Origin of the sequence: Sphingomonas sp. LY29, assembly GCF_035593985.1 — a bacterium.
Classification (GTDB): Bacteria; Pseudomonadota; Alphaproteobacteria; order Sphingomonadales; family Sphingomonadaceae; genus Sphingomicrobium.
In genome coordinates this window covers 1,822,958-1,835,632 of record NZ_CP141587.1, presented here as the reverse complement: position 1 = coordinate 1,835,632, position 12,675 = coordinate 1,822,958, and the positions used below count along the sequence as shown (strand labels likewise).

The 12,675-nt window shown below is 66.5% G+C and carries 8 protein-coding genes; 4 read left to right on the top strand and 4 right to left on the bottom strand.

The genetic code is table 11. The features are described 5' to 3' along the window. Positions 1 to 3 precede the first annotated feature (3 nt). A complete protein-coding gene (locus SH584_RS09300; RefSeq protein WP_324806543.1) occupies positions 4 to 1,761 on the bottom strand; it encodes a DUF885 domain-containing protein in 1,758 nt (585 codons plus the stop codon). Positions 1,762 to 1,903: 142 nt separating this feature from the next. Here SH584_RS09300 and SH584_RS09295 point away from each other — a divergent pair, with 142 nt between their 5' ends. The 3 genes from SH584_RS09295 to SH584_RS09285 are packed head-to-tail and all read left to right on the top strand — an operon-like array spanning position 1,904 to position 5,132. Next, positions 1,904 to 3,148 carry a putative DNA modification/repair radical SAM protein gene (locus tag SH584_RS09295; protein ID WP_324806541.1) on the top strand — a complete coding sequence of 415 codons (1,245 nt, stop codon included), beginning with the start codon at positions 1,904 to 1,906 and terminating at the stop codon, positions 3,146 to 3,148. A gap of 35 nt (positions 3,149 to 3,183) precedes the next feature. Further along, positions 3,184 to 3,669, top strand: a complete 486-nt coding sequence (locus SH584_RS09290) for a hemerythrin domain-containing protein (RefSeq protein WP_322841494.1) — start codon at positions 3,184 to 3,186, stop codon at positions 3,667 to 3,669. A 2-nt stretch (positions 3,670 to 3,671) separates the two neighbouring features. Continuing rightward, positions 3,672 to 5,132: a UdgX family uracil-DNA binding protein gene (locus SH584_RS09285; protein ID WP_324806538.1), complete on the top strand. Its 1,461-nt coding sequence runs from the start codon at positions 3,672 to 3,674 to the stop codon at positions 5,130 to 5,132. Here SH584_RS09285 and SH584_RS09280 read toward each other — a convergent pair. Continuing rightward, positions 5,129 to 5,818, bottom strand: a complete 690-nt coding sequence (locus SH584_RS09280) for a Fe2+-dependent dioxygenase (protein ID WP_324806537.1) — start codon at positions 5,816 to 5,818, stop codon at positions 5,129 to 5,131. The genes SH584_RS09285 and SH584_RS09280 overlap by 4 nt on opposite strands. A gap of 10 nt (positions 5,819 to 5,828) precedes the next feature. Further along, positions 5,829 to 7,985 (bottom strand): TonB-dependent receptor, encoded by a 2,157-nt coding sequence (locus tag SH584_RS09275; RefSeq protein WP_324806535.1) that lies wholly within the window; start codon positions 7,983 to 7,985, stop codon positions 5,829 to 5,831. Between the two features lie 143 nt (positions 7,986 to 8,128). On the opposite strand from SH584_RS09275, the gene SH584_RS09270 reads away from it, so the two are divergent. Continuing rightward, positions 8,129 to 9,268, top strand: coding sequence for a PepSY-associated TM helix domain-containing protein (locus SH584_RS09270; protein ID WP_324806533.1), 1,140 nt, complete (start codon positions 8,129 to 8,131; stop codon positions 9,266 to 9,268). Here SH584_RS09270 and SH584_RS09265 read toward each other — a convergent pair whose 3' ends face one another. Further along, positions 9,269 to 12,670, bottom strand: a complete 3,402-nt coding sequence (locus SH584_RS09265; RefSeq protein ID WP_324806531.1) for a chromosome segregation SMC family protein — start codon at positions 12,668 to 12,670, stop codon at positions 9,269 to 9,271. It abuts the gene before it with no gap. Between the last annotated feature and the right edge of the window lie 5 nt (positions 12,671 to 12,675).

Below are 12,675 nucleotides of genomic sequence, written 5' to 3'. Positions count from 1 at the left end.
TCGTCAGGAGCGCTGACGCTCGCTTTCGATCCACGCGCTGATCTGCGCGTCAAGCGTATCGAGCGGCACTGCTCCCTGCCCCAGCACCGCGTCATGGAAGCGGCGAAGGTCGAACTTTGCCCCCAGTGCCTTTTCGCTCCGCTCCCTGAGTTCGCGGATCTTGAGTTCGCCCAGCTTGTAGGCGAGCGCCTGTCCCGGATCGGCGATGTAGCGGTTGACCTCTGCCTCGATGTTCGCCGCCGACAGCGCGCTATTATCGGTCATGAAGGCGATCGCGCGCTCTTTCGGCCAACCCTTGGCGTGCAGGCCGGTGTCGACCACCAGCCGCGTGGCACGCCACATCTCGTAGCTTAGCCGACCCATGTCCTTCGCGGGCGTGTCGTAGAGACCCATCTCGATCCCTAGCCGCTCCGAATAAAGCCCCCAGCCCTCGACGAAGGCAGTAAAGAAGGTGCCGTTGCGTCGCCATGCGGGCATCGACAGTTCCTGCTGCAACGCGATCTGATGGTGATGGCCGGGAACAGCCTCGTGCACCGATAGCGGCGGGATTTCCCATAACGGACGCTGATCGAGCTTGGTCGTGTTGACGTAATAAGTGCCGGCAATGCCGTTTTCGGGGCTGCCGGGATTATAATAAGCGGTGGTCGTCCCCGGCGCGATCTCAAGCGGGATCTCGCGAATGCCGTAGGGCAGGCGCGGAAGCACGGTGAACAAGGTCGGCATCTTGCCGTCGATCTTCTTCAACTCGCGCGCGGTGGCCTGCATCAGTTCTTCGGGCGTCTTCGCATAATATTTGGGGTTGGTGCGAAGGTCGGCGATCATCGCCTCGCGGCTGGCAAAGCCTGCCTTCTTCGCGACCTGCTCCATCTCCGCGCGGATGCGCGCGACTTCGCTGAGGCCAAGCGAATGGATCTGGTCCGCGGTCAGCGTCGTCGTGGTCTGGTTGCGGATCTTGTAGGCGTAATAGGCCTGGCCGTTGGGCAAAGCCGACGCGCCGACCAACTTGTTGCAGCGCGGCTTGTAGCGGCCGCTGTACCAGGCAAGGTGCTGCGCATAGGCGCGGCGAAGATCGCTGTCGATCAGGCCCCGCGCCCGCGACTGCAGCTCAGTCCATTCGGCGGCCGGAATGGTCGCGGGCCGCGCCGCCGCGAAGGGCGCGTACAGCCGCGACTTGGTCGGATCGGCGGGAATGACGCCGGTGATCGTGTCCTCGAACCCGCCGAGCGCGACGCAGGGCAGCGTGTAGCCCTCGTCGAGCGCGCGCTGGCTGATCTTCAGCGCTTCGGCATTGAGCGCGGGATAGGCGGCGAGGCGCTTGAGATAATTGTCATAGTCGGCGCGGGTCTTGAAGGTCAGCTGGTCGGACAGGCCGGCGATCTGCTGGTGCCAGCCGCCGCTGTTCGAGAAAATCATCATCCGCTGGCCGAAGCGGTTCGCTTCGACGCCTTCGGACAGGCTGCGGCGCAGGATCGCCTTATTGACGCGATCGGCGGGGGACAGGCCGGCGTCTGGGATCCGGTCGAGCCGCGCGAGGAAGGCGGCCCATGCGGCAGCGCGGCGATCTTCGGCGGCAAGGCTGACGTCGGTCAGACGGTCGTCATAATCCTTGATACCAAGCGCCGATGCGTAGGTCGGATATTCGCGCATCGTGAACGCCCAATATTCGTCGGCGAGCGCCTTGAGGTCGTCGGCCGGCGCGGCGGCGGCAGGCGCGGCGAGCGCGAGGCTGGTGGCGGCGAGCAACAAGAGACGAAGACGCATGTGATTTCCCCCTGATTTTCGACCGAGTGTAGGCAGCGTAGACGGGAGGGCAAGCGACAGATCGACCAACGACCAGAGGCGAAGAAAGTCGTGGAGATTCAAAACGCTGGACTTCGCCCAACCCGGAACATAAAAAGAACGGATGGCGCAACTGGACACCCGTGAGAAGCTGGCGATTCTCGCCGATGCAGCGAAATATGACGCGAGTTGCGCATCGTCGGGAACGTCGAAGCGAGACAGCCGGGGCGGTAAGGGGGTCGGGTCGACCGAGGGGATGGGCATCTGTCACGCCTACGCGCCCGACGGCCGCTGCATTTCCCTGCTGAAGATCCTGCTGACCAACAGCTGCATCTTCGATTGCCATTATTGCATCAACCGCAAGAGCTCGAACGTCCGACGCGCGCGCTTCACCGCGCAGGAGGTCGTCCACCTTACCCTGTCCTTCTACAAGCGCAATTATATCGAGGGGCTGTTCCTCTCCTCGGGCATCATCAAGTCGTCCAATTACACGATGGAGCAATTGGTCGAGGTGGCGCGGTCGCTGCGCGAGGATCATAATTTCCGCGGTTACATCCACCTGAAGACCATCCCCGATGCCGATCCCGAATTGGTCCGTCTTGCCGCGCTTCATGCCGACCGCGTGTCGATCAACGTCGAGCTTCCCACCGTCGGCGGGCTCGAAAGGCTCGCGCCGGAAAAGAGCGCGACGCGGATCGAAGGCGCGATGAAGGACATGAAGCTGGGGATCGAGGACGGAAAGGATGCGCGGAAGAAGTATCGCTCCGCACCCAAGTTCGCGCCCGCTGGCCAATCGACGCAGATGATCGTCGGGGCCGACGCCGCCAATGACGGTGACATTGTGATGCGCGCAAGCCAGCTCTACGATCGTTTTTCGCTTCGCCGAGTCTATTATTCGGCCTTCTCCCCCATCCCCAGCCCAAGCGCGGTATTGCCGCTGAAGCGACCGCCGCTGATGCGCGAGCACCGGCTTTACCAGTCCGACTGGCTGATGCGGTTCTACGGGTTCAAGCCGAAGGAGGTGGTCAGCGCGGCGGGCGCCGACGGCATGCTCCCGCTCGACATCGACCCGAAGCTCGCCTGGGCGCTGAAGTTTCGCGAAAGCTTCCCGGTCGACGTCAATCGCGCGTCGAAGGAGCAGCTGCTGCGCGTTCCGGGACTAGGCACGAAGGCGGTCGGTCGGATCCTATCGTCACGCCGTTGGCGATCGATGACCTTGGCCGACGTCGGTCGGCTGACAGTGTCGATCGCCAAAGTCCGCCCCTTCATCGTCACGTCGGATTGGCGCCCGACACTGCTGACCGACCGCGCCGACCTGAAGGCATTAATTGCGCCGCGCGAGACTCAATTGGACCTGTTCGCCGCGTGAACGGTTGGGCCTTCGATCGAGGGAAGGAACAGACCATGGCAAGTGCCGACATTTTCGACCGACTGAAGCAGGACCACGACCGTCATCGCGAATTGCTCGACAAGATCGTCGAGACCAGCGGCGACAGCGACGAACGGCGCGAGCTGTTCGATACTTTCAAAATTGAAGTGACCGCGCACGCCGCCGCCGAAGAGGAGTCGCTTTATGCGACGATGCTGGCGCGTGAGGAATTGCGTCACGATGCGGTGCATTCGGTCAGCGAACATAAGGAAATCGGCGACATGCTCGAGGAGCTGGCCGAGATGGACATGGGTTCGTCGGGCTGGCTGACCAAGTTCAAGACGCTGAAAGACGAGTACACCCATCACATCGACGAGGAAGAGGAAGAGATGTTTCCGACCGCGGCCGAGGGGCTGAGCGAGGAAAAGGTCGTCGAGCTTCGCGCCTTGTTCGAAAAGCGAAAGCCCAAGGAAGTCGCGCGCGCCGAAGCCGGTGCCGACGAGGGCGACGACCGCGAATAACCATGCTGCGCGAAGGCCCGATGGTCGACGCGCATCGCGTCTCGCTGTCCGACGAAGACGACTTCGCCGGATGGCGTGATGCGGCCCGTGGGCTTGCCGAAGCGGGCGTTCCGCCAAGCGCGATCCGCTGGGAAGTGAATGGGGGCGAGGCGGACCTGTTCGCGGCCTTGCCCGACACGCTGCCGCCGCCCGACGGACCCAGCTTCGCCGTGCCCCGCGGGTTTATCGACGTCGCCAAGGCGGCGATCTGTCATTCCGATCCTGAGCGCTTCGCTCTGCTGTACGAGATACTGCTGAAGCTTCGCAGCAACCGCCGAGCGATGGAGGATCGCGCCGATCCGCTGCTCGACCGGATCGAGCGGCTCGCCAAGGAAGTCCGGCGCGACGCCCACAAGATGCACGCCTTCGTCCGCTTCCGTGAAATCGAGGAGGAGGATGGCGCGCGTTTCGTTGCCTGGTTCGAGCCCGATCATCACATCGTCCGGCGCGAGGCCGGCTTTTTCATGCGCCGCTTCGCCAACATGCGCTGGTCGATCCTGACGCCCCAACTCACCATCCACTGGGACGGAGAGAAGCTGACCGAAGGGCCCGGCGCTACGCGCGCGGAGGCCCCCGACGGCGATCCGGTCGAGGAGACGTGGAAAACCTATTACGCGAGCATCTTCAATCCGGCGCGGGTGAAGGTGAAGGCGATGACCAAGGAAATGCCCAAGAAATATTGGAAGAACATGCCCGAGACCGCGCTGATCGGCGACTTGATCGCGGGCGCGCAAAAGCGCGAGGCGGCGATGTTGGAGATGGCGCCCACCGCGCCGGGGATCGAAACGTCGAGGGGTCAGGAGCCGATGCCGCGATCGAACATCCGCGCAAGTTGGGAAGCGCTTCGCGACGAGGCGGCGCATTGCACGCGCTGCGACCTTTACCAATGTGCCACGCAGACGGTGTTCGGCGAAGGGCCGCTCGATGCGTCGATCATCTTCGTCGGTGAGCAGCCGGGCGACCAGGAGGATCTGGCAGGCAAGCCGTTCGTCGGCCCTGCTGGTGAAGTCTTCAACGCGGCGCTCGAAGCGGCGGGGATCGACCGGAAGCGCACCTATGTCACCAATGCGGTCAAGCATTTCAAGTTCGTGCTGAAGGGCAAGAAACGGATCCACTCGCGCCCCGACGTCGGCGAGATCGACGCCTGCCGCTGGTGGCAGGAACAGGAGCGCGGGCTGATCCGACCTGCACTGACCGTCGCGCTGGGCGCCACCGCCGCCCGGTCGCTCACCGGAAAGACGGTGACGATCAGCCGCGTTCGCGATGAGCCGCTGACCTTGGCGGACGGGAGCGAATGCTGGGTGACGGTGCATCCCAGCTTCCTGCTCCGCCTGCCCGACGAGGAGGCCCGCCGCACCGAGCGCGCCCGCTTCGTGTCGGACCTCAAGCGGATCGGGGAACGCGCCGCCGCGCTCGCCGCCTAGCTGTCGGCCCAGCGCCTCAACAAATTGTGATACGTGCCGGTCAGCGACACGACTGCCGCATGATCGTCCCCGACCTCGCTCGCCAGCGTCCGCACCGCCGCATCCATGTCGAGCAGCAGAGTGCGCTGCCCGTCGTCGCGGACCATCGATTCGATCCAGAAGAAGGAAGCGACCCGCGCCCCTCGCGTGACCGGCTCGACGCGATGAAGCGAGGTGGCGGGGTAGAGAATCATATCGCCTGCGGGCAACTTGACACTGTGTGACCCGTAGCTGTCCTCGATCACCAGTTCGCCGCCGTCGTAGTCGTCGGGCTCCGCCAGGAACAGCGTTGCCGACAGGTCGGTCCGAACGCGCCCCTCTCCACCCGGAAGGAAGCGGATCGCATTGTCGACATGATCGCCGAAGTGATGCCCTTCGCTCGCCTCGTAGCGGTTGAACAGCGGCGGAAAGATCTTCTTCGGTAGGGCGGCCGACATGAACAGTCCGTTTGCCGACAGCGCCTGCAGGATCGTCGCTCCGATCGTTCGCGCGGCCGCGTTGTCCGCCGACAGTTGGGCATTGCGCTTGGCGAGCGCGGACTGTCCGCCTGCCGTCGACCGTCCATCCTCCCACGCCGCCGCATCGAGCAGGCCGCGCGCCTCGCGCACCTGATCCGCGCTCAGTACCGAAGGGATGGCGATCAACATGGCGCTAACCCTAAAGCCGGAAGGCGAGGGTCGCCACTGCCGAGCGCCCCGCGCCGGGGACGAAGTGCCCGCCGCCGACCTGGTCGATATAGCGTTCGTCGGTGAGGTTGAAGAGGTTCACCCGCAACGACGTCTGCTTGTCGAAATTGTACGCCGCGGTCGCATCGAACAGCCAATAGTCGTCGACGCGGCGGACGTTGGCAACATTGGTGTAGCGGTGGCCGACATAGCGCGCGCCGCCGCCAATCTCGACGCCGAACGGAAGCTCGTAATTCGACCATAGCGTGGCGCTGTGCGTCGGCACGTTCTGCAGCCGATTGCCGATCTCGGTCGCGGTGTTCGACTTAATCACTTCGCTGTCGAGGTAGGTGTAGGCGGCGATCAACTGCCAGCGCTTGGCAAGCCAGCCGGTCGCGCCAAGCTCGATCCCGTCGACGCGTTGCTCGCCCTCGAGCACGGTTGGGGCCTCGCCCAGCTGACCCGGCGTCCGCGCATTGGTCTTTTCGATCCGGAACAGCGCGCCGTTGAGCAGCAGCTTGCCGCCCAGTCCGTCCCACTTCGCCCCGACCTCAATCGTGCGGCTTCGCTCGGGCTTCAGCGCGACCACCGCGGCGGTCGGCGTGGTCTGGGTCATATTCTCGATCGACGGATTCACCGACGTCCCCGCCCCGATATAGAAGCCGAGGTTACTGATCGGCTTGTAGGTCAGGCCCGCGCGCCATGTCAGCGTCTCGTCGGTCCGGCCGAGTTCGGGCGACGGCGCGACTGCGTCGAATGCGCTCTTGAACCGCTCCCAGCGCAGACCGCCGCTGAGCAGCAGCTTTTCGCTGAAGTGCACCGTGTCGAACAAGTAAGCGGCGAGCGTGTCGGCGCTGGCACGGATCGGGCCGCCGGGCGTGTCCACGATCGTGCCGATCCACGGCCGGTTAGGGTCGGGATCGAACAGGTCGGTGGAGGTGCCCGCCGTGATCGTTCGCGGTTGGTTGCGGCTGGTCTCGCGCGCGATCTCGATCCCCGCGATCAGGTCGTGGCGCATGGATCCGGTGGCGAACTTGGCGAACAGGTTGGTCTGGTTGACCAGCGACTTGTCGAGGGTGTCGCGCGACTGGGTCTGGGGCACGATCTGCGTCGTGTTCCCGTCGAAGCGCGGCGCCGAATAGATCGAATCGCGCGTCGCGTGGCCGTATCGCGTCGTGTTGGCGATGCGCATGCCCGGCGACAGGTCATGTTCGACCGCGAAGGTCAGGATGTTGGTGCGCAGCTTCTCACGATCGCGATCGAGCAAGCCGTAATAGTTGTCGTAATCGACCGGCGCGGGGCGGTCGCGAAATTCGACCAGGCCGGTGTGCGTCGCGGGGACGAACGGGATGCCGTAATCGGGGACATTATTCTGACGAAGGTGCATCGCGGTCACGATCGCGCGGGTCGAGCCGCCGAGGCCGAACGCGATCGACGGGGCGATGCCGTAGCGCTTGGTATCGACATGATCGCGCCCCGGGGTCTTCACGTCATGGAAAAGCAAGTTCACCCGCGCCGCGGTACCGCCGCCGACGCCGAGATCGCTTCCCGCAAGATTGAGGTCGGCCGTCCCGCGGTAGTAGCCCAGAGTGCCGAGGCCGAGCGTGCCGCCGACGAAGCTGCGCGCCTGCGGCTGCTTGGTGAACAGGTTGATGTAGCCGCCGGTCGACCCGCGACCGGTCTGCGCCGATGCGGGACCCTTCACCACCTCGACCTGTTCGACGTTAAACGTGTCGCGGGTGTAGCTGGCAAAATCGCGGATGCCGTCGACGAAGATGTCGTTGCGGGCCGCGAACCCGCGCAGGGTCAGGTTGTCGCCGCCGGGCCCACCGCCGCCTTCGCCTGCCGCAAAGCTGATGCCGGTGACGTTGCGAAGCACGTCGCGAAGGTTGGTCGCGGACTGCTGTTCGATCACCGCCCGCGGGATGATGCTGATCGACTGCGGCGCGTCGCGGACGTCGCCAAGTCGGCTGTTGAGGGTGTTGATTCGGTAGCGCTCGCCGGTGACGGTGACACTCTGCGCCTTCGCCTCGTCGGCATCGGGGGCGTTGTCGACAACGTCGGCGGCCTGCGCGCCAGATCCGATGAGTAAGGTCGAACCGGCGAACGCCAACACTGCCTTTCGAGTCGACGTGATCCCTGCGTGCATGCCCCGAGCCATCTGGTGATTCCTGCTATTGCGAAACATTCGCGAAAACTGACTTGCTGATAATCGTTCGCAATAAGCTTGCAAGCGCTAATTTCGCGGCTATGCATATCGGCCTGATCTCCACGACCATGCGGGAATGAGCCTTGGCCAAGTCGACGAAGAAGCAACTCCGCGCCGGCTGGCTGCAGGTCCACAAATGGATCGGGCTGACGCTCGCCATTCTCATCATTCCGATCTGCCTGACGGGCTCCGCGCTGGTCTGGCACGACTGGCTGGAGGAAACGCTCGAGCCGCAGCGCTTCGAGACGCTCGGCCCGGCTGTCCTGACCCCGGATGCCTATGCCGCCGCGGCCAGATCGGCACTGCAGGACGGCGAGATCGTCACCGCCGTGCGCTTCAACTCCGACAACGCGCCGGTGCAGGTCACCGCGACCAAGCCCCTGCCGGAAGGCGCGGGCGGCGGGCGTCCCGAACGGACCAACCTGTGGCTCAATCCCATAGACGCGTCGCTGATCGACCGCGCCAAGGCGAGCAGCGGCGTCGTGCAGGTGATGCACGTCCTCCACGGCAGCCTGATGGTCCCCGGCTGGGGCCGCACCATCGTCGGCTGGATCGGCGTGTTCATGCTGGTGTCGTCGATTTCCGGCATCTGGCTGTGGTGGCCGCTGAGCGGATCGTTCACGCGCGGACTGCGCTGGAAGCGACGCAACTCGACCAACGCCAACCTCCACTACCAAATGGGATTCTGGATCCTGATCCCGCTCGCGATGCTGTCCTTCACCGGCGCGTGGATCTCCTTCCCCAAGGTGTTCGGCCAGTTCGAACGCGGCGCCTCGTCGGGCCCGGCGCCCGATCGCCAGCGCGCGATGCGGGCGGTACCGCTTGCCACGACCGAGATGACCGCGTCGGACGCCGTGACCGCCGCCACTGCCCACGCCACCGGGCCGCTGACGGTCGTCAACTGGCCGACCGATCAGACGCCCGAATGGAAGATCGGCTTCGCGCGCAAAGCGGGCGGCCCTGCCGAAGTCTTGATCGCGGATGCCGATGGAGCGGTGACGCCGCCCTCCGCGCCAAAGCCAGAGACGCTCGCGCGCACGATGCGCCGCTGGCACGACGGCACCGGAATGGGCATCGTCTGGCAGATCGTGATCTTCCTGGGAGGGATCATCCCGGCCGCGCTGTCGATCACCGGCATTATCATTTGGTGGCGATCGCGCGCGCCTCGGGCCCGTGCACGCGCCTATCGCGACGGCCGGGCGGCGCTTACCCCGGCGGAGTGATCATTCAGCGGCGAGCAATTGTTCGGCGCCGCCCAGGTCGACCGACACCAGCCGGCTGACGCCCTTTTCGATCATGGTCACGCCGTAGAGGCGGTCCATGCGGCTCATCGTCACCGCATTGTGCGTGACGATCAGGTAGCGGGTGTCGGTCTCGCCGCTCATCCGCGCGAGCAGGTCGCAGAAGCGCTCGACATTGGCATCGTCGAGCGGAGCGTCGACCTCGTCGAGCACGCAAATCGGCGCGGGATTGGTGAGGAACAGCGCGAAGATCAGCGCGACCGCGGTCAGCGCCTGCTCGCCCCCCGACAGCAACGTCAGTGCCGACAGGCGCTTGCCCGGCGGCTGCGCCATGATCTCCAGTCCAGCCTCCAGCGGATCGTCACTTTCGATGAGTTCGAGATGCGCCTGACCGCCATTGAACAGCGTCGTGAACAGGCTGCGGAAATGGGTGTCGACCTGCTTGAACGCGGCGAGCAGACGGACGCGTCCTTCGCGATTGAGGCTGCCGATCGATCCGCGCAGCCGCAGGATCGCTTGCGCCAGCTCCTCCTTTTCGGCGACGTTCGACTCGCGGCTGCTGTCGAGCTCGGCCAGTTCCTGATCAGCCACGAGATTGACCGGGCCGATGCGCTCCCGCTCGGCCGTTAGGCGGTCGAGCAATTCCTTTTCGGCATCGGGGTCGCCAAGCGAGGCCGAATCGAAGCCCAGCCGTTCGGGAAGCAACGGCGGCGGGCATTCGAACCGTTCGCCGCAGATGCGCGCATATTCCTCGCGCCGTCCGATTTGCGCTTCGGCCCGCGCGACCGCGCCTGCCCTTGCCTCGCGCGCTGCGGCGAACGCTTCCGCCGCATCGGCAAGCGCCCTTCCCGCCACCGCGACCGCCTCCTGCGCGTCGCGCTCGGCCTCCGCCGCTTCGCGGATCGCCGCCTCGCTCGCGGCGCTCTCCTGCTCGAGCCGTTCGATCTCGACGGCCTGCGCGGCGGGCTGGTCGACAAGCTCCTCTTGCTCTTCCTCCAGCGCCATCGCGCGTCCCGACGTCTCCGCCAGCCGCTGTTCGGCCTGAAGCCCGCGCGAGCGCCACTCGCCCTTTTCGCGTCCCGCCGCCGCATGGCGTTCGCGGTCCGCCGAGGTCTCGCGCGCCCGCGTCGCCGAACGCGCGCGGCAGTCCGCGACGGTCTCGCCTGCGTTCGATGCCGTCTGGCGAGCGCGATCGACGTCGGCCTGGATCGTGTCCGGATCGGGCAGTGCGGCAAGCGCGGCGGCGGCCGCGTCGCGCGCCTGCAGAGAAGCTTCGGCCAGAGGCGCAAGATCCGCCAGCCGTTCGTCGATGGCCGACCGCTGCCCATCCAGCCGTTCGAGCGCGGTCGTCGCCGAATCGCTAGCCCGGTTGGCGTCGCGGATTTCCCGTTCGGCCGAGGCGGCGGCGGCTCGTGCCTCTTCGCCTGCACGTCGTTGCTCTTCGACCGCCGCCGCCGCCGCATCGCGCGCGGCGATCGCATCCGCGACGTCGGCGTCGAGCGCGGGCATCTGGTCGTCGAGTTGCGCCAACCGGTTGACGCGCAGCAGCCGTTCCGCCGCCGCGGCCCCCACGCCGACGCTGACGAAGCCATCCCAGCGGCGGACTACGCCGTCGCGCGTCACCAGCCGCTGCCCGACTGCCAGCGTCTGGCCATCGTCGGTATTGGCGACGCCGACCTGCGAGAGCCTCCGGCGAAGCTGCGGCGGCGCGGCGACATGATCGATCAACGGTTCGAGCCCGCCCACGAGCGCCGGATCGCCGGGAAGCGGATCGCTCCCCTGCCAGCGGCGCGGCCCCTCGTCGCCAAGGGCGGCCTCGATATCGTCGCCCAGCGCCGCCGCCAGCGCGCGCTCATATCCCGGGTCGGCGCGGAGTTCGGCCAGCGCGGCCCCGCGCCCTAGGTTCAGCGCGCGCGCCAAGGCGCTCCGCTCAGCAGCGGCGGCGCTTTGCGCGGCCCGAGCGGCAGCCAGGCGGCTCTCGGCCTGATCGCGTGCCTCAGCACCCGCGGCGCGTCCGCGTTCGGCTTGGTCGAGGGCCGCCTCGGCCTTTGCCAGGGCGTCGGAGGCAGCGGACAGCCGCCGTTCCGCGTCCTCGATCGACGCGCGCTCGTCGGCTCCGTCGCCAAGGTTTGCCCTTTGCTCGGCCAGCCTCGCCTGATCGGCCCCCACTCGCCGCGCCTGGCTCTGCGCCGCCTCGACCGCGGCCTCGGCCACGCGTCGTTCGGCGCGCATCGCGGCCTGCTTCGCGAGCAGCTCGGCAAGCGCAGCCTCGGCTTCCCGCGAGGCCGCTTCGGCCTGGTTGAGTTCGCCCGCAATCCGCGCAGCGATCGTCTCGGCATCTGAGAGCCGCGCATCGATCGCTTCCTGCTCGGCATCGAGCGCGGCGACCGCGCGCGCGGCGTCGGCCTTGAGCGCCTGTTCGCGCGCGGTGTCGGTGGCGAGCGACCCCGCCAGTCGCTCCAGTTCGGCAAGGCGTCGAACGACCGTGTCGCGGCGCGCGCGGGCCGTGGCGAGTTGGTGGGCGAGGTTGCGGCCCGAATCGCGCGCCGCGACCGCTGCATCGCGACGCTGCCCGAGCACCGTCGCCGCCGTTTCCTGCAACCGTTGCGCGACTTGGCTTGCGTCGCCCAGGCGCGTCACGTCGCCTTCCGCGGCCTTCGCCTCGTTCCCAGCCGCGACCGCCGCGCGGTCGGATTCGGCCCAGCGCGCAAAAATCAATTTGCCCTCGGACAGGCGGATCTTGTCGGTCAGTGAGCGATAGCGCTCGGCCGCACGCGCCTGTCGTCGCAGCGAGGCGGCGCGGGCTTCCTGGTCGGACAACAATTCGTCGAGCCGTTGGAGGTTCGCTTCGGTCGCGCGCAGCTTGGACTCGGCGTCCTTGCGCCGGGCGTGAAGGCCGGAAATGCCCGCCGCTTCCTCGAGCATCTGGCGGCGTTCGACCGGCTTGGCGGCGATCACCGCGCCGATCCGCCCCTGGCTGACCAGCGCCGGCGAATGCGCGCCAGTGGCGGCATCGGCGAACAGCAGCGACACGTCCTTCTGCCGGACATCGCGGCCGTCGATACGATAGGCCGAACCCGCCCCCCGCTCGATCCGGCGGGTGACTTCGCTTTCGCCGTCGCCGGGCTGCTCGATCAGCAGCGACACCTCGGCGAAGTCGCGCGCCGAGCGGGTCGCGGTGCCGGCGAAGATGACGTCTTCCATCCCGCCACCGCGAAGCGACTTGGCGCTCGCCTCGCCCATCACCCAGCGGATGGCCTCAAGCAGGTTGGATTTGCCGCACCCATTGGGGCCGACCACGCCGGTCAGCCCCGGTTCGATGCGCAGTTCGGCGGGCTCGACGAAGCTCTTGAAGCCGCTGAGTTTCAGCCTTCGAAAGCGCAACCTGT